The organism is Glycomyces tenuis DSM 44171 (assembly GCF_000427885.1).
GTDB classification, from domain to species: Bacteria; Actinomycetota; Actinomycetes; order Mycobacteriales; family Micromonosporaceae; genus Glycomyces; species Glycomyces tenuis.
Window position 1 is genome coordinate 42,537 of the sequence record NZ_ATYW01000015.1, and the last position, 17,669, is coordinate 60,205.

The 17,669-nt window shown below is 70.9% G+C and carries 13 protein-coding genes, 1 tRNA gene and 1 pseudogene; 8 read left to right on the top strand and 7 right to left on the bottom strand.

All coding sequences use genetic code 11. The features are described from left to right. Nucleotides 1–3 precede the first annotated feature (3 nt). Together YWW_RS38270 and YWW_RS0116165 are read left to right on the top strand one after the other, a co-directional pair. On the top strand, nt 4–240 hold the full coding sequence (locus YWW_RS38270; RefSeq protein ID WP_425402701.1) for a sensor histidine kinase: 237 nt from the start codon (nt 4–6) through the stop codon (nt 238–240). Continuing rightward, nucleotides 237–899 (top strand): response regulator, encoded by a 663-nt coding sequence (locus YWW_RS0116165; protein WP_026930921.1) that lies wholly within the window; start codon nt 237–239, stop codon nt 897–899. Before YWW_RS38270 ends, YWW_RS0116165 begins: the two co-directional genes overlap by 4 nt. Nucleotides 900–1,169: 270 nt before the next feature. On the opposite strand, the gene YWW_RS30975 is transcribed toward YWW_RS0116165, so the two are convergent. From YWW_RS30975 to YWW_RS30980, 3 genes are all read right to left on the bottom strand, one after another. Next, nucleotides 1,170–2,651, bottom strand: a complete 1,482-nt coding sequence (locus tag YWW_RS30975) for an alpha/beta fold hydrolase (protein WP_051325912.1) — start codon at nt 2,649–2,651, stop codon at nt 1,170–1,172. 145 nt (nt 2,652–2,796) lie between these two features. Next, the gene (locus tag YWW_RS0116175) at nt 2,797–3,222 is read right to left on the bottom strand and encodes a hypothetical protein (RefSeq protein WP_026930922.1); all 426 of its coding nucleotides are present in this window, start codon (nt 3,220–3,222) and stop codon (nt 2,797–2,799) included. Nucleotides 3,223–3,417: 195 nt separating this feature from the next. Beyond that, nucleotides 3,418–4,230, bottom strand: a complete 813-nt coding sequence (locus YWW_RS30980) for a helix-turn-helix domain-containing protein (RefSeq protein ID WP_035701712.1) — start codon at nt 4,228–4,230, stop codon at nt 3,418–3,420. A gap of 120 nt (nt 4,231–4,350) precedes the next feature. Here YWW_RS30980 and YWW_RS30985 point away from each other — a divergent pair, with 120 nt between their 5' ends. From YWW_RS30985 to YWW_RS30990, 5 genes and pseudogenes are all read left to right on the top strand, one after another. Further along, a complete protein-coding gene (locus YWW_RS30985) occupies nt 4,351–5,733 on the top strand; it encodes an MFS transporter (RefSeq protein WP_051325941.1) in 1,383 nt (460 codons plus the stop codon). Nucleotides 5,734–6,708: 975 nt separating this feature from the next. Beyond that, nucleotides 6,709–7,434 (top strand): ABC transporter ATP-binding protein, encoded by a 726-nt coding sequence (locus YWW_RS0116190; RefSeq protein WP_026930923.1) that lies wholly within the window; start codon nt 6,709–6,711, stop codon nt 7,432–7,434. A 4-nt stretch (nt 7,435–7,438) separates the two neighbouring features. After that, the gene (locus YWW_RS0116195) at nt 7,439–9,373 is read left to right on the top strand and encodes an FtsX-like permease family protein (RefSeq protein ID WP_026930924.1); all 1,935 of its coding nucleotides are present in this window, start codon (nt 7,439–7,441) and stop codon (nt 9,371–9,373) included. 185 nt (nt 9,374–9,558) lie between these two features. Then, a complete protein-coding gene (locus YWW_RS38025; RefSeq protein ID WP_342673580.1) occupies nt 9,559–9,825 on the top strand; it encodes a GrpB family protein in 267 nt (88 codons plus the stop codon). A 200-nt stretch (nt 9,826–10,025) separates the two neighbouring features. Beyond that, nucleotides 10,026–10,882, top strand: a pseudogene (locus YWW_RS30990) (IS5 family transposase). Between the two features lie 144 nt (nt 10,883–11,026). Here the strand turns inward: YWW_RS30990 and YWW_RS0116205 are convergent. The 4 genes from YWW_RS0116205 to YWW_RS0116220 all read right to left on the bottom strand — a co-directional run bounded on the left by YWW_RS0116205 (nt 11,027) and on the right by YWW_RS0116220 (nt 15,747). Then, nucleotides 11,027–11,102: transfer RNA gene (locus tag YWW_RS0116205), tRNA-Ala, on the bottom strand. 78 nt (nt 11,103–11,180) lie between these two features. Further along, nucleotides 11,181–12,731, bottom strand: coding sequence for a dolichyl-phosphate-mannose--protein mannosyltransferase (locus tag YWW_RS0116210; protein WP_026930925.1), 1,551 nt, complete (start codon nt 12,729–12,731; stop codon nt 11,181–11,183). A gap of 49 nt (nt 12,732–12,780) precedes the next feature. Continuing rightward, nucleotides 12,781–14,925, bottom strand: coding sequence for a transglycosylase domain-containing protein (locus YWW_RS0116215; protein ID WP_155830210.1), 2,145 nt, complete (start codon nt 14,923–14,925; stop codon nt 12,781–12,783). A gap of 162 nt (nt 14,926–15,087) precedes the next feature. Then, complete coding sequence (locus YWW_RS0116220) at nt 15,088–15,747, bottom strand: hypothetical protein (RefSeq protein WP_026930927.1); 660 nt, start codon at nt 15,745–15,747, stop codon at nt 15,088–15,090. A 123-nt stretch (nt 15,748–15,870) separates the two neighbouring features. Here YWW_RS0116220 and metG point away from each other — a divergent pair, with 123 nt between their 5' ends. Then, a complete protein-coding gene (gene metG / locus YWW_RS0116225) occupies nt 15,871–17,661 on the top strand; it encodes a methionine--tRNA ligase (protein ID WP_026930928.1) in 1,791 nt (596 codons plus the stop codon). Nucleotides 17,662–17,669 lie beyond the last annotated feature (8 nt).

The following is a 17,669-nucleotide window of genomic DNA, read 5'->3' on the forward strand; positions in this document are numbered from 1 at the left end:
AATATAGTCAGACACGCGGGCGCCGGTACCGCCCGCGTCGCCCTCGACTGGCGCACCGAGGGTCTGACGATCACCGTCACCGACGACGGTGTCGGCGCCGGACCGGGCCCCGTCGCAGGGCGCGGCCTGGTCGGCATCCGCGAGCGCGCCCGCGCCTGCGGCGGCACCGCCGCCTTCACCGCCGGTCCCGGCGGCCGCGGCTTCGCCGTCGAAGCACACTTGCCCCGGAGCAGCACATGACCATCCGCATCGCGATCGCCGACGACCAGGAGCTGGTCCGCAGCGGCTTCGCCATGATCCTGGACGCCCAGCCCGACATGGAAGTCGTCGCCGAGGCCGCCGACGGCGCCGCCGCGGTCAGCGCGGTCCGCGAGCACCGGCCCGACATCGCCCTGCTCGACGTGCGCATGCCCGTCATGGACGGCATCGAGGCCGCGAAGGCGCTCCGTGCCGAGAGTGGCACGAGGATCATCATCCTCACCACGTTCGACCAGGACGACTACGTCTACGAGTCGCTCCGCGCCGGCGCCAGCGGTTTCCTCCTCAAGGACGTCCGCCGCGACGATCTCGTCCACGCCGTCCGCGTCGCCCACGCCGGCGAGGCCCTGCTCGCGCCGGCCGTCACCCGCCGCCTCATCGACGACGTCGTCCGCCATCGCACCGGGCCCCGGGCCGATCGGGCCGTCCTCGACCGTCTCACCGCCCGCGAGCGGGAGATCCTGCTCCTGCTCGGCCGCGGCCTGTCCAACGCCGAGATCGCCCGCGCCCTGGTCGTCAGCGACCACACCGTCAAAACCCACGTCTCCAGCGTGCTCCCCAAACTCGCGCTCCGCGACCGCGCCCAGGCCGTCATCGCCGCCTACGAGACCGGCCTCATCGTCCCCGGCGCCAGCGGCTGAGCACACCCGCCGAGCCCGACTCGGGCCGGGGTCGAGCCTTCCCGCCGCGGTCCTCGGCGGGCCAGGGCGGGTCCCGTCGGTCCGATACCGCCCGCTGGGCCTCCGGTTCGGCTGCAACGGGGTCCAGCGGGAGGACGGGGGGTTCGAACCTCCGACCGGTTCCATCGGGGGCCCGCTCGGGGAGGCGGGCTTCGAGTTCCTCGTCCTGAACGCCGGGTCGGGACGGTCGGGGCTGTGGCGGCCTGAGGAGCCATGGGAGGGGCTCGCCTGTCAACTCGTGCCGCCGGCAGGGGCCGGCGGGTGGTCGAGACCGGGGCAGCTCTGGTCTCGACGCGGGTGGTCGAGGTCGATGAGGTAGGCGTCGACGACGGTGTCTATGCAGTCGCTGGCCTTGCCGTAGATGGTGTGCCCGTAGCCCTCATAGGTGAGCAGGTGCTGATCGGCCTGGTCGGCGACGGTGCGCGACCAGGGGTGGACGCTCGCGTAGTCGTGGAGGGTGCCGATGATCAGCAGCGGCGGTGCGTTGTCGATGTCGAGCGGCCCTTGCGGGTTGGTCTGTTCGATACCGGTGCCGAGGCAGCCGAGCAGATTGTCGTTGTAGGGGCTCCATTCGACCGTGGGAAAGGCCGTGGCGGCCCGGTCGGCGAGATCCTGCCAGGCCGCGAAGTCGGGCACGGGGTAGGACCAGTCCTGGCAGTAGATCGGGAGCGCGGCGTAGTTCACCGGTTCGCTCTCGGGGGCCGCGAGGGCCGCCTCGTGGGGGACGCCGTCGCGGAGGGCGGCGAGGGCGGCGGCGAGGTCGGGCCAGCGCTGCGGGAAGTTCGCGGCGAAGGCGGTGGCGGTGAGGGCGTGGAAGTCGACGGGCTCGCCGGTGGCGGGGTCGGTGAGGGTGCCGGTGCGGGCGGCGGTCTTGAGGTCCTCGTAGGCGGCCGCGGCGCCCCCGCCGAGGGCGCAGCCGGGAGTGGTGTCGCACCAGGCGGTGAAGGCGGTGAAGTTGTCCTCGAAGGCGGCGGTCTCGGCGCTCGCGAACTCCCAGGCGGTGTCGATGCCGTGGTCGAGGTTGCCGTCGAGGACCATGGCGCGGATGCGGTGCGGATACTCCTCGGCGTACTGCTGGCCCATGAGGGTGCCGTAGGAGTAGCCGAGGTAGTTGAGGTCGCCTTCGCCGATGGCGCGGCGGATGCGTTCCATGTCCTCGACGGTGGTGCGGGTGTCCATGTGGTCGAAGAGGGGGCCGGTGCGTTCGCGGCAGTCGGCGGTCAGGGCGGCGTTGGCGGCGAGGCGGGCCTCGAACTCGGCTTCGTTCGCGGGGTGGGCGATGGCGTTCGCGGCCTGCACGAGCGCGGGGTCGCATTGGACGGGGGTGCTGGTGTTGACGCCGCGCGGGTCGAAGCCGATGACGTCGAAGGCGGGGTGTGTGAAGCCGTCTTTGACGGTGTCGACGCCGGATCCGCCGGGGCCGCCGGGGTTGACCAGGAGGGAGCCGATCCGTTCGCCGGGGCCGGCGGCTTCGGCGCGGGCGAGGCCGATCTCGATCGTGCCGCGGTGGGGGTGGTCGTAGTCGAGAGGGACTTCGATGGTGGCGCAGTCGATGTCAGGCCGGTCAGGGCACGGCTGCCAGTCGATGCCGCGGGCGGTATCGGCGCCGGCGGCGGGGACGGTGAACGCGGTGGCGGCGAGGGCCGCCGCCGCGATCGCTGCCGCGGTCGCGGCGGCAAGGCGTCTGGGGAGGTCTTCGGTGAGTGGTCGCATGGTTCGCCTTCGTCTCGTGGGCGGCCGGCGCGGTGACACGGCCGGCTCGTGGTTCGCGTCGGGTCGGTCCCGGACGGTCGAAGCTGTCGGGGGGTGGGTGGGCGCCCCGGTCGTCACGGCGCCCTGTCGGTGGTCGGCGCTGTCGTCAGGCAGCGGCGAGCCGGTCGCCTCGTTTGGCGAAGTAGCGGTTGGCGGACGCGGAGAACATCAGGGCCGTCGCGAGCGCGACCGTGGCGATGTGGGTGAGGCGGACGATGGCGAACGCCATGGTGAACTCGCCGTCGCCGCCCACCGCGGTCAGGAACGACTCGCCGGTCGCCAGTTCCATCGCGGCCGGCACGGCCATCGCGGCCATGCCGATCACCGACAACAGGGCGACAAGGCTCATCCGAGCCCAGCGGCGGCCCCGGGAGAAGTTCACGATGAGGACGAGTGCTCCGACGTAGACGAGGGAGCGCAGTCCGATGTTCATCCAGACGCCGGTGTCCAGCCCGGATTCGCGGGCGATGTCGGCGACGGCGAGCACGGTCTCGATGACGCCCGCCGTGACGGCGGTGGCCCACAGCAGCACGGCGTGTTTGACGGTTTCTGGTTTTTCATGGCCCCAACGCTATTGGCGCCGAACGGCTCCGACCATCCTGCGAGCGCCCCGACCGGGGGTGGGGCCCGCCCTACCATGGACGGATGTGGCGGCGACCGTACCGCCGATCGAGCTCCGGGCTCCCTGGCGACCGCTTGCGCGCCACTCGGTTTCCCGGACTCGGGATCAGCCGCGGCGCTCGCCGAACGCGCTGCGCACCCGGGCCGGCGTGGTGCCCAGCGTCGCCCGGACGGTGCGGGTCAGGTGCGCCTGGTCGGCGAAGCCCAGGTCTCCGGCGATCGCGGCCAGGTCGGCGTCACCGCCTTCGAGTCGGGCGAGTGCCCGGCTCACCCGTATGCGGTTGCGGAACCGGGTGAGGCTGATGCCGGTCTCGGCCTGGAACACTCGGCTCAGGTGGGCGGGTGAAACGCGCAGCACGCGCGCCAGGCTCACCAAGTCGTGCGAGGCGGGGTCGCCTTCCAGGACGGCCTCGCGCGCCAATGCGGCCACGCGGGCCCGGGAGGCGCGGGCGGTCGCCGTTCGGGCAGCCGCGTCGGCTTCGGCCGAGGGCGAGAGGCGCGCGGCCGCCGCCACCGTCCGGACCAGGCGCTCGTCGGGGTCCGCGCCATCGTGTGCCGCCCGGAGCAGCAGCCGGTGCGCCAGTTCGGCGACGCCGTCGACCCGCACGGTGATGGGCAGGGGACGGTCGCCGACGATCTCCTCCCACAGCGCGGCGCCGAGCGAGACGAACGTGCACTCGTCACCGCCCGCCGGATGCGCGAAGCGGTGTTCGCGCCCGGGGACTTGGAGGTATCCCTGCGTGACGTCCACGGCATGTTCGAAGCCGTCGTCCGTCATCCGGAAGTGGCCGCGCCGCGGCAGCACGAGACCGAACGTGTCGGCCGTCTCGGCAGCCGACCAGCGGCGGCTGTCGTCCGAGCACGTCACGACCCGCACCGAGTACTCGGGGGCGGTGATGACGGGCTGCGAGCGGAGCACGGCCCCACCTTAGCCGGAGGCGGTGACGATCCGGCCTGACCGGCGCCGGGAACGGCGTCGGCGACCCTGCCGAGCAAGGATGTTCAAGACCGGAGCCGTCCCCCGTGGCAGCCTGTGGCCATGCCGAAGCGCCCACTCCTCGCGGTACTCCTTGTCGCCCAGGTCATGGCCTCGATGGACGGCTCCATCGCGAACGTCGCCCTGCCCTCGATCCAACGGGACCTCGGTGCCACGGGCGCGATGCAGCAGCTCGTGCTCTCGGGCTATCTGCTGATGCTCGCCGGCTTCATCGTCACCGGGGCCCGGCTCGGCGATGTCGCGGGGCATCGGCGGGTGTTCCTATGGGGCCTCGCGCTGTTCACTGCCGCGTCGCTCGGCTGCGGTGCGGCGCCGACGCCGGCCGCGCTGGTCACGGCCCGCGCCGTCCAGGGCGTCGGCGCCGCTCTGCTGATCCCGCAGGTGTTCTCTCTGATCCAGCGCCACTTCCATGGCGCCGCCCGGCGCCGCGCGGTCGGCTGGTACTCCATGGTGCTCGCCTTGGGTGTCGCGCTCGGCCAATTGCTCGGAGGGCTGCTGGTGTCGGCGGACCTGTTCGGGCTGTCGTGGCGGCCCGTGTTCCTCATCAACGTGCCGGTGGGCGCGCTGCTGCTGGTGACGGTGGTCCGGGCGCCGCTGTCGGCCGATGCCGGCGGGCGGACCGGTCGGGCGGGGGCGCGTCGCTTCGACGTCCCGGGGGTCGTCGCCCTCGCGCTCGGCATGGGCGCGTTCACGGTGCCGCTCACCCTGGGCAGGGAGGCCGGCTGGCCATGGTGGACGTGGGCGGCCCTCGGCGCCTCGCTCGTGCTGCTGGCGTGGTTCGTACGCCATCAGGCACGGGCACGGCCGCCCCTGCTCGACCTCGCCGTGCTGCGTCCGCGCGGCATGAAGTCCGGTCTGATCGCGTGCGCGGTCGTGATGGGCTGCTACGCGGCCTTCTTGTTCACCTTCACCCTGCACGTGCAGCACGACTTGGAATGGACACCGCTCGCCGCGGGGATCGCTTTCCTGCCCTACACGATCGGGTTCGGGGCGATGAGCCTGACTTGGGCGCGCATGCCCGAGCGGTTGATACGCGCCTTGCCCGTGGCGGGACCGGTCGTGCTGGCGGGCGTGGTGGCGGCGGTCGCGACCGGGGCGTCGCCGTGGAGTCTCACGCCGCTGCTGGCGCTGGCCGGGGCCGGGCACGCGGCCGGGTACAGCCCGCTGATCACCGGACTGTCCGAGGTGGTGCCGTCCGATCGCGTCTCCGCGCTCTCGGCGCTCAACACGACTGGACCGCTGCTGGCCCAGACGGGAGCCATAGCCGTGATCGGCGGGGTCTACCTCGCCGCGGGCATGTCTTGGGCACTCGGCACGACTGCGGTGGTGCTGGTGGCGGGAGCCGGTTGCGCGGCCGTCGCGCAGGGTGCGATCAGTTCGGGGGACGTGGTGGGCGCCGATGCCGCCGGACCGTTCGGCCGCTGACTCGGCGGTCGCGGTGCGCGCACGGGGAGGGCGGTCGACAGCGGACCCGTGTGCGGTCCCGGTTCGGCGGTCGCAGTGACGCGGGTCTTCATCGAGCACCGCCACGGTCGCAGGGCGATCGGTCCGGTGGGCACCGGCGGACGCATGGCCGATGGTGCCGTCCGCGTCGGCGATACGGCGCGCCGTCCGATTTCCCGTCCCCCGGTCTTCATGGACGCCCTGCCGCGATTGGCATTTCGACGGGGCGCCGCGGCGGACCTCGGGCCTGTCCGAGGACTCCGAACGGGCGCTGCCCGGCCCGCTCGCTGCGCTGCCGGGTTCCCAGCTCCAACACCGGGATCTGGGAGCCCTTCCGCCTCGCGGGCGGACAAAGGGTTCCCTTATGTTCGTCAAGCTGCGGGTGCCGGGGCCTCCTGTGTTCCGAGTCTAGAGAGGACACCTCGCGGTGCTCGATCACGCCATACGCGGACGCGCACCAGCGAGCACCGTGGTGGAGGTTCTACGCTCTTATTCGAACCCAAACCCGCGGGCAGACAAGGTACTCGAGAGTGTGACGGTCCTGTCAGAGCCGTTGACGGCGGCGTCAGGCCGCTCCTGGCGGCCGCGCCCGGACTGCGATGCCTCAATCGCGGACCAGCCGCCCCTGCCGCAACCCCATGCGTTGAGCCGCAGACTGACCGCCGCCCATCGTCGGGAGATCGCCATCGGGTTCGGCAATGGTGTCCCGCAGAGGGAGCTCGCAGCGGCACACGGGATCAGCGTCTGGAGCATCCAACGCCTGGTCGAGACCGCGCGACGCCGGGGTGATCAGTTCACAGCCACAAGCGGCCTGACACGTCCCGTGCGTCCCCAGCGAGGACAGGGCGAGCCTGTTCAAGGTGGTGCACGGCTTCTCCAGGGTAGGGAGCGCCTTACCATGGATTCGGGGGCGTACGTCATTTCCGCCGCGCTCGCGGATCGGTTGAATGATCGACTATGACAACTGCGATCGAAATGCGTGGCGTGGTCAAGGAGTACGGGACCCGGCAGGCCCGAGTGCGGGCACTCGACGGTGTCAGCACGGACTTCCCGGCCGGCTCGTGGACCGCGGTGATGGGGCCGTCCGGGTCCGGCAAGTCCACACTGCTGCACTGCGCGGCGGGTCTGGAAGTCGTGACCAGCGGCCAGGTTCGCATCGGTGAGCTCGACATCACCACCAGCTCGGACGCCGAGCTCACCGCGTTGCGCCGCCGCCAGATCGGCTTCGTCTTCCAGAGCTTCAACCTCCTCGGATCGCTGACAGCCGGGCAGAATGTCGCGCTCCCGCTCAAACTCGCCGGCGTGCGCGTGTCCGCCCGGGAAGTCCGCGACGTGCTGGCCGGTGTGGGACTGGCCGACCGGATACGGCACCGGCCCCGAGAACTGTCCGGCGGCCAGCAGCAACGAGTGGCCATCGCCCGCGCAATGGTCACCAGGCCGGCGGTGCTGTTCGCCGACGAGCCGACCGGCGCGCTCGACTCGAAGTCGGCCCGCGTCGTACTCGATCTGCTCCGGGACATGGTGGACTCGGACGGGCAGACGATCGTCATGGTGACCCACGACCCGGCGGTCGCGGCGAGTGCCGACCAGGTCGTATTCCTCTCCGACGGCCGGATCGTCGACCGCACCGCCGGTCTGAACGCACACGGGGTCGCCGAGCGGCTCGCGGCGCTGGAGGACTGAACCGATGCTGCGACTTTCCTTCAACACGTTCGCCGAACGCTGGCCGCTGTTCACCGGCGCGATCCTGACCGTCGCGACCGGCGTCGCGCTCGTGCAATCCTCCCTGCTCATCCTGGTCTCGGCCGCCACGCAGGACCTCCCGCCGGGCCTGGACCCCGGCGCAGAAGCACAAATGCGCGACGCCTATGAAGGCGCGGTGTCCCTGCTGGGCATCACCTTGGGGATCGCCTATGTCCTGGCCATCTTCATCGTGAGCTCGACCTTCGCGTTCACCGTGGCGCAACGTCGGCGCGACCTCGCCCTCCTGCGGCTCGTCGGCGGCAGCAGAGGCCAGCTGCGCCGGCTGCTGCTGTCCGAGGCGCTCCTGCTCGCCCTGTTCGGCTCGGCCATCGGCGTTCCGCTCGGGATCCTGGCCGAAGAGGCGCAGTCCCGGCTCCTGGTCGTGTTGGAGCTGATCCCGCCCGGGTTCTCCGCGCAGTGGCACGACTGGATCCTGGCGGTGTCCTTCGGCGTCGGGATCGGCGTGGCGCTCACTGGGGTGTTCGCGGCGTCGCGTCGGGCCGCGACCGTCCGGCCGCTGGACGCGCTGCGGGACGTCGGCGACGCCGCGCGGGTGATGACGGCGGGCCGGTGGATCGTCGGACTGCTCTTCACGGGCGGTGCCGTGGCGATGGCGATCGTCTCTGCGCACGCGCCGCCTGAAGGGGCCATCGCGTTGTCGGCCAACATCGCTCTGGTCGGCGCCATCGGCCTCAGCATGCTCAGCCCGCTGCTCGTGCCACTGGTGGGGCGCGCTGTCGGCCTGGTGCTGCGCGGCACCACGTTGGGTGGTCTCGCCGCGGCCAACCTGCGGGACGCGGTGCGGCGCACGGCGTCGACCGCCGCACCGTTGATCGTGCTGTCGGGCCTGCTCATCGGACTGACCGGAACGCTGCTCTCCATCAGCAACGGCATCGAGGAGGAGCAGGCCAGGGACATTGCCGGCGACCTGGTGGTGACCTCCACGGCCGAGGAAACGGCACGAATCGCCTCGATCCCCGGGGTGGCGGCGGCCTCCGCGCAGACACCCGTGACCGTTACCCTCATCGAGCGGTACCCCGACGGTGAGGGCGGTGAGGCGGTGGAGCGCGAGGACACCGGCTTCCTGGCAATGGACCCGGCCGCGTATCAGCAGACGCATACTCGGACTCCGGCCGCCGGCAGCCTGGACGACCTGCACGGCGAGACCGTCGTCGTCGAGCGCGGCTTCAACGGCCACGAGGTCGGCGACACGATCGAGGCGTCGGTGGCAGGACGCGAGGTCACGCTGCGGGTGGTCGCCGTGTTCGACTCCTCCCTGTCCTACGACGGCTTCCTTCTCCCCCGCGACCTCGTATCGGACGAACAGCTCGCGCAAGCGCCGACGCAGACCATCGTCCGGATCGCAGCCGGAACCGACGTCGACGCCGTAAGCATGGAGATCCGAGCGGCAGGTCTCGGCGAGGTGTACACCGTCGCCGAGTCGATATCCCGGGCGAAGTCGGCGCAAGACGACCTCAACTGGAGGATCAACGCCGTCATCATGGGGCTGTCCGGTCTCTACGCCCTGATCGCCGTCATCAACTCCGTGGTGATCGCGACCTCGGAGCGCAAGACGGAGTTCGCCGTGGCCCGGCTCAGCGGGCTGAGCCGAGCCCAGGTGCTGCGGATGGCGTTCATCGAGTCGTGGGCGGTGGCGACGATCGCGCTGCTGCTCTCCGGCCTGGCCGCGGGGGCAGCGCTGCTCGGGATCCGCGCCGCCATCGACCGCCTGGTCGGCGTGCCGATCGCCGTCGTCCCCTGGACGATGACGGCCGTCGTCGTCGCGGGCTCCTTCCTCGTAGTGGGAGCCGCCACCCTGTGCACGGCCGCGGTGGCCACTCGCCCGCGCCCCACGACGCTCGCCACCGCACGCGAATAGCGACCGGGCCCGACGGGCGGCGTCGGGCCGCCTGGACTACAGTGGCCGCCTCTCCTGGGGCCCCGTGAAACTCCTCCCGGACAGTCCGATGCCGCAGCCGGGCGGCGGCCACGGGGCGGCGCGCACCCGGACGGTGTGCCGTCTGATGGCGTTGCAGGTCCTGACCTGGAATCGGTCGAGTCTGCATCCGTCCTTGGAGGCCGCGAACGCCGTCTCGACCGGCCAGTCGAGACCGGCGGCCGTGGCCTGTTCGACGACCTCTTCATCGGGCCAGGTCGCGGGCCGACCGTCGGGCGTGGCGGCGCTTCTTCGTCAAGCCGGATGCCTCCGGACACCCCCGCTGGATCGCCCAGATCGCGTTCCGCGACGCACTTCGCAGCGATGATGCGCTTGCCCGACGCTACGAAGACCTGAAACGTCAGCTCTCTGACCAGCATGGTCACGACCGCTAGGCATATACACACGGCAAGACCGCATTCGTCGCCAGCGTGTTGCGTAACTCAGGCCACCCAGGACCGGCCGACTGACCCTCAATCCTCAGCCGCGCACCCTCGGAAACCTGTAACCAGCTCTTAGAGGGCGTCTGGCCCCGATGGGTCGGGATCTGAGGGAGGCCCGTAACTGAGGGCCGGGAGTGCTCGTTCGGTTGTGCATGAACGATTCTCGGCCCTCGTACCCCTCGGACGTGTCGGATGCGCAGTGGGCGCTGATCGAACCCGTCGTAACTAAATGGCGGAGCGACCGCGCCGCGGCCGGCCTCGGCTTGGCCGAAGCGAAGCACCAGCTCAGGGACATCGTGAACGCGATCCTGTACGTCAACCGCACCGGCGTGCAGCGGCGTCACCTGCCCCACGACTTCCCACCCCCCAAACCGTCTACTGGTACTTCGCGGCCTGGAACCGCGACGGCACCGCCGAGCGCCTCCACGGCCTCCTGCGCGCCAAGACCCGCAAAGCCGCAGGCCGCGCCGTGCGCCCGGGCGCGGCGATCGCCGACGCCCAATCGGTCAAGACCGCCGCGAACGTGCCCGAGCGAGCCCAGGGAATCGATGCGGGCAAACGGATCAAGGGCCGCAAGCGCCACATTGTCACCGACATGCTCGGTCTCGTCCTGGCCGTCATCGTCACTGCCGCCAGCGTCTCGGACACCGCCGGTGGGCGGGCTCTGGTCGACCGCATCGCCGCAGATCATCCGAGTGTCGCCGCGCTGCTGGTCGACAACGGCTACCGGGTGAGCGTCGCCCAGCATGCCCACGCGGCCGGGATCGACCTTGTGGTCACCCCGAAGCCGGGGCAGGCCAAGGGATTCGAGCCGACACCTCGATGGCCGGTAGAGCGGACCTTCGGGTGGTTCATACAGCACCGCAGGCTCGCCCGGGACTACGAGACCCTGCCCGAACGGTCGGCCGCCCACATCCACTGGGCCATGATCGACCTCATGAGCCGAAGACTCAGTGGACGGACCGAACTCTCGTGGCGGCCACCAGTTGAAACCGACAAATCAGCCTAAGAATGCCTTAAACACTCTCTAAGGCTATGAGTGTATCGACACCGCGAAATCCAACACCAGCGTCTTCCAGTGATCACGCAGTCGCGAATGATAGCTCACGGTGCTCGGCCACCGCCATAGACAACCGAGCACCAACGAGCACCGTGGTGGAGCTTAGGGGATTCGAACCCCTGACCTTCTCATTGCGAACGAGACGCGCTACCAACTGCGCCAAAGCCCCGAGCGCCGACAACTGTAGCACAGGGCCGCACGGCGATCGCGGGCGCCGAGTGTGGTGCGGCTCTCGGGGCGGAGGCGGTCAGATCCAGGAGTCGAGCCACATCCTGGAGCGCCATTCGCCGTAGTCGAGGGCCTCGCCGGTGTAGATCGGCCAGAAGTAGGCGAAGCAGAGCACGACCACGGCGATGAACGCGCTGACGATGAGCGCGCCGGTCAGGCGGCGCTCCGGGGAGGCCGTGACGGCGCCGCCGGGCCGGTGGCGGCCGATGATCATGCCCAGGCACCAGGTGACCGCGGCGATGAAGAAGGGGACGGCGGGGGCGGTGTAGAAGAAGAACATGGTCCGGTCGGGGTAGGCGAACCACGGGATGATCCCCGCGCCGACGCCCGCCAGGATGAACCAGGCCCGCCAGTCGCGCTTGTACACCGCCCAGGCCAGCACCGCCAAGACCGCCGGCACGAACGCCCACCACAGCAGCGGCGTGCCGAGCAGGAGGATCTCGGCGGCGCAGCGGTCCGAGCCGCACGGGACGTCCGAGCTCCAGTAGAAGACCACCGGCCGCAGGTTGAACAGCCATTCGAACGGCACCGACTGGTAGGAGTGCTCCGAGGACAGGCCCGAGTGGAACTCGTAGACGCTCAGGTGGTACTGGATCCAGTTGACGAGCGGGCCGATCACGGGCGGCTCGGTGTGCCCGTTCTCGGCCAGCCAGTGCCGGTAGGAGCCGGTGTCGTTGGCGAACCAGCCCGCCCAGGTCGCCATGTAGGTGCCGATCGCGAGGAAGCCGAACCACAGGTTGTGGGCGAACTCGTAGACGAGGGTGTCGCTCAGCGGCCTGCGGGCGCCGGCGTCGACGCGCAGCCGCCAGTCCCAGACGATGAACAGCACGATGCACAGGATGATGTACCACAGCGCGCTCCACTTGGTGGACATGGCGAGCCCGAGCAGGACGGCGGTGGCGATGCGCCACCACGGGACGCCGAGCCGGGGGCGCTCGCGCCGCGGGTCGAGCCCGTCTTCGACGGCGGCGAGCCAGCCGGCGCGGCGCCAGTCGCGGTCGTGGACGAGGCAGTACATGGCGGCGAGGATGAGCGTCGCCAAGAAGATGTCGAGCAGTGCGGCGCGCGAGAGCACGAAGTGGCTGCCTTCGACGGCGAGCAGGAGTCCGGCCGTGCCGCCGAGCATGGTCGAACCGGTGAGCCGGCGCACCAGGAGCGTCAGGATCGCGACGCCCGCGACGCCGGCGGCGACGGCGCTGATGCGCCAGCCGATCTCGTCGAAGCCGAACAGGCCTTCCCCGGCGGCGATGATCCACTTGCCGAACGGGGGGTGGGCGACGTAGGCCGAGCCGTCGCTGCCGGCGTCCCATTCGACGCCGTGCGCGAGCATCGTGTGGGCGTCCTGGGCGTAGTAGACCTCGTCGAAGATGAGGCCTTTGGGGTGGTCGAGCCCGATCAGGCGCAGCACGGCGGCGAGCGCGGTGACGCCGAGGGTGACGATCAGGGCGCGGCGGCCGTCGGAGGGGGGGCCGCTCGCGAGGCGGGCCCGGACGCTGGGGAGCGGCCCTGGGGGCAGGGCCGGCCGCCAGGCGGCGGGCGGCGCTGCGGGCCGGACTGCGGTGGCGCTCACCGGGGTGAGTCTACGGGGGCGGGGCCCGGCCCGTGGATCAGGCCGGGCGCTATCGCACCAGGTCGCTCGGCGGCGTGAACTCGCCTTCGCCCTCCTCGTCCCACTGGTAGGCGAGGATGTCGGCGACGGCGTTGGCCGGCTTGCCGAGGTTGGCGGTGCCGACGAAGTGCTGCGGGCTGTCGGGGTCGGCGACGAACGCGGCGGCGGCGGCGTTGGGCGTGAAGCCGACGAACCAGTTGGTGGAGTTGGAGTCGGTGGTGCCGGTCTTGCCGGCGACGGGGCCGTCGACGGCGTCGCCGACCTGCTCGGCGGTGCCCCAGGTGCATTCGCCCTTGACGGCGCCGTCGCCGGTGGGGCAGCGGGCGGCGTCGACGGCGGCGCGGGCGACCTCGGTGTCGATGGCCTGGTTGCAGGTGCTGGGGAACGCGATGGTGTCGCCGGTGCTGGTGGCCGCCGAGGTGGCCGGGATCGGTTCGCAGTAGAGGCCGTCGGCGGGCAGGGCGGCGTAGGCGGCGGCCATGTCCATGGGCGTGGCCTGGGTGACGCCGAGGGTGAACGGCCCGAAGCTGTTCGCGGCCTCGCCGGTGACCAGGCCGAGGTCTTTGGTGTTGCGGAAGTCGACGCCGAGGCGCATGGCGACGTCGATGGCGTTGGCGACGCCGACGCGTTCGGCCAGCTGCACGAAGTAGGTGTTGACCGATTCGCCGAAGCCGGTCCACATGTCGTAGTCGCCGACCTCGGAGGCGGAGGCGTTCTTGGGGCACCAGTAGTTCCCGCAGGAGGCCGCGCCGTCGCCCACGACGTACTGGGAGGTGTACTGGTAGGGCGAGTAGATCGACGTCGACAGCGGCATGCCCGCTTCGAGGGCGGCGATCATGGTGAAGATCTTGAACGAGGACCCGGCCTGGTAGCCGGGGACGGCGGAGTTGCCGCTCAAGAGCGGGTTGGTGGTGTTGGGGTAGGTGCCCTTGTAGTCGTCGTTGGAGGTGTTGGGGCCGTTCTCGGAGATGTCGTTGGAGTAGTTGCGGTTGACGGCCATGACCTCGATCGCCCCGGTGCCCGGTTCGATGACGACGCTGCCGAGCGCGAACTCCGAGCCGGTCTCGAGCTGCCGCTCGATGGCGTCCTGGGCGGTGTCCTGGAGGTCGACGTGGAGGGTGGAGACGATCTCGTAGCCGCCGCGGTAGAGGCGGGCCTTGCGTTCGTCGGCGGTCTCGCCGAAGTCCTCCTGCTGCTGCCACCACTGCTCGAAGTAGTCGACGAAGAAGCCGTACTCGGAGTCGATGGCGCCGCCGGAGGTGTTGTTGGCCTCCTGGGGGTTGATGCCGAGCTCGGTGGCCTTGGCCTCCGCGCCTTCGGCTTCGGTGAGGGCCCCGGTCTGGACCATGCGGTCCAGGACGTGGTCGCGGCGGGCCTGGGCGGCCTCGGTGGAGCCGTCGATGGGGTCGTAGGCGCTGGGCGACTGGATCAGGCCGACCAGCATGGCGGCCTCGGCGACGGTCAGGTCGGCGGGCACCTTGCCGTAGTAGACCTGGGCGGCGGCGCCGATGCCGTAGGCGCCGTGGCCGAAGTACACGGTGTTGAGGTAGTTCGTGATGATGTCTTCTTTGGGCATCTCTTCTTCGAGGGCGAGGGCGTAGCCCATCTCCTGGACCTTGCGCTCCACGGTCACCTCGCTGGCGGCGGCGACCTCCTCGGGGGTGGTGGCGGTGTAGGAGAGGACCTGGCGGACGTACTGCATGGTGATGGTCGAGGCGCCCTCGGTGACCTCCCCGGCGGCGACGTTGGTGACCAGGGCCCGCATGACGCCTTCGGGGTCGACGCCGTTGTGCTCGTAGAAGTTCGAGTCCTCGGTGGCGACGAGCGCGTCCTTGACCGAGTCGGGGATCTGCTCGTACTCGAGCTCGACCCGGTACTGGTCGCCGAAGGTGGCGATCACGGTCTCGCCGTCGGCGGCGTACAGCGTCGAGGTCTCGGGGGCGGGGGGCAGGACGAGGTCGTCGGGGAGCTCGAGGACGGATTCGGAGCCGACCTTGGCCATGCCGCCGAAGCCGCTGGCGAGCGGCAGGAAGGCCAGGCCGACGACGAGGCCGAAGGCGACGGCCACCGGCACGAGCGCGAACATGGCGCGCCGCTGCACGGCGGTGATGGGTCCGAACCAGGTCTGCGCCACCGGTTTCGAAGATGCACTCACGCTGTCTCCCGAGGAGCCCTGCAAGGAGGGAAGGACGGTCAATTCACTTGGGCGCGCCGCAGCGGCGGCATGGAGGCGTACAAACCGGGGGCGGGTCCCACTCTACGGCGCGCCCGGCGCTGCTCGCAGCGGCAGTGCCCGGCGGTGGGCACGGTTACAGCCTCACCACGCGAAGGCCATCGCGGCGAGCCAGACGGCGACGGCGGCCGCCCAGCACATGCCGATGGCCGCGCCGCGCCGCTCGTACAGGCGGGTGGCGCCGCTGGCGGCGACGAGCGCGAAGCCGCAGCCCATGTAGAGCGCGACGGCCGGCGCCCAGCGCAGGAGGAGCCCGCCGGCGCCGCCGACGTAGGCGCTGGAGGTGCCCGGGCCGGTGGCGCGGGCCGGGAGTTCGCGGCCGATGTCGGCGGCGGTGACCTCGCCGGTCAGGCGCAGTTCCTTGGCCCAGGTGTCGGTCTCGAACACGCCGGTGCAGCCGGGGGCGACCTCGCCGGTGCAGGCGGTGACGGTGACGGTGCCGGTCTGGCCGTGGCCCATGGTCATCCACAGGGCGGGGGCGCTGACCCAGGCGAGGAACATGAGCAGGCACGCGCACACGAGGATGCCGAGCAGGGCGGGGGCGAGGCGCGCGGGCCGGGGCTGCGGCGCCGGGACGGGCCTGGCGTGGCGTCCGCGGGCGTCGGCGGCCCGTTCCCACACCGCGCGGATCGCCTCCATGCCCTCGGTCTGGGAGCCGATGGGGTCCCGCTGCGTTCCCGGCGTTCGCTGCGCGCCGGGGCGGGCGCCGGTCTCGGTCTCGACCGCGCGGTGAGTTCTGGACATACCGGTATTGCATCACCGAAAGCGTCCCGCAGGGCGGAATCGGGGGAGACTCGCCGTGTCGGGGGGCGCGGGTGGGGCTCGGACCTTGGTGGGCGCGGGGACGGGGCCTCTATCATGGGGCGCATGACTCACGTATTGACCGCGCTGGCCTGGCCTTACGCCAACGGCCCTCGCCACATCGGACATGTAGCCGGTTTCGGGGTGCCCGCCGACGTCTTCGCCCGCTACATGCGCATGCGCGGTCACCAGGTGCTCATGGTCTCGGGCACCGACGAGCACGGCACGCCGATCCTGGTGCAGGCCGACGCCGAGGGCCTCAAGCCCGGGGAGGCGGCCGCGAAGTACAACCGGGTCATCGTCGAGGACCTGGACGCGCTGGGCCTGTCCTACGACCTGTTCACGCGCACCACGACCGGCAACCACTACAGGACCGTGCAGGACCTGTTCACGACGCTCGACGACAACGGCTACCTCCTCCAGAAGAAGACGCTGGGCGCGATCAGCCCGTCGACGGGGCGGACGCTGCCGGACCGCTACATCGAGGGCACATGCCCGCACTGCGGCTTCGCATCGGCGCGGGGCGACCAGTGCGACAACTGCGGGCGTCAGCTCGACCCGACCGACCTGATCGACCCGGTCTCGCGGATCAACGGCGAGACGCCGAAGTTCGTCGAGGAGGACCACTTCTTCCTGGACCTGCCCGCGTTCGCCGACGCGCTGAACGCGTGGCTGGACACGCGGACGGGGTGGCGCACGAACGTCGTCCGCTTCACCAAGAACCTCCTGGAGGACCTGCAGCCGCGGCCGATCTCGCGCGACCTGGACTGGGGCGTGCCGATCCCGCTGCCCGGCTGGGTCGACCGGCCCGACAAGCGCCTGTACGTGTGGTTCGACGCCGTCGTCGGCTACCTGTCGGCCTCGATCGAGTGGGCGCGGCGCTCCGGTGACGCCGAGGCGTGGAAGCGGTGGTGGTCGGACCCGGAGGCGGTCTCGTACTACTTCATGGGCAAGGACAACATCGTCTTCCACTCCGAGATCTGGCCGGCGATGCTGCTGGGCAACAACGGCGAGGGCGCCGCCGGCGGCGAGCCGGGCGCACTCGGGCGGCTCGAGCTGCCGACCGAGGTGGTCTCCTCGGAGTTCCTGACGATGGAGGGCAAGCAGTTCTCCTCCTCGCGGCGCGTGGTGATCTACGTCCGCGACTTCCTGGAGCGGTACTCGCCGGACGCGCTGCGCTACTACATCTGCGCGGCCGGGCCGGAGAACCAGGACTCGGACTTCACGTGGGCGGAGTTCCTGCGGCGCAACAACGACGAGCTGGTGGCCGGCTGGGGCAACCTGGTGAACCGCTCGGTGGCGATGGCCGCGAAGAACTTCGGGGCGATCCCCGAGGCCGGGGAGCTGGAGGAGGTCGACCGCGAGCTGCTGGCCGCCACCCGGGAGGCCTTCGACACGGTCGGGGGGCTCATCGGCGCCAACAAGGTGCGCGCGGCGATCGGCGAGGCGATGAAGACGGTGGCCGCGGCCAACAAGTACCTGGCCGACACGGCGCCGTGGAAACTCAAGGAGGACCCCAAGCGGCAGGGCACGGTCCTGCACACGGTGCTCCAGGCCGTCAGCGACCTGAAGACGATCATGAGCCCGTTCCTGCCGCACTCCTCGCAGCGGGTGTACGAGCTGCTCGGCGGCGAGGGCGTCTTCGCGCCGATGCCGCGCGTCGAGGAGGTCGCCGATCTCGACGAGGGCGGCGCGATCGACGGGACGTACCCGATCCTGACCGGCGACTACTCGGACGTCCCGGCGTGGGAGTCGGTGCCGGTGCGCTCGGGGACGCCGCTGGAGAAGCCCGTCCCGATCTTCGCCAAGCTCGACCCGTCCATCGTGGATGACGAGATCGAGCGGCTGAACGCGTGAGGCGACGG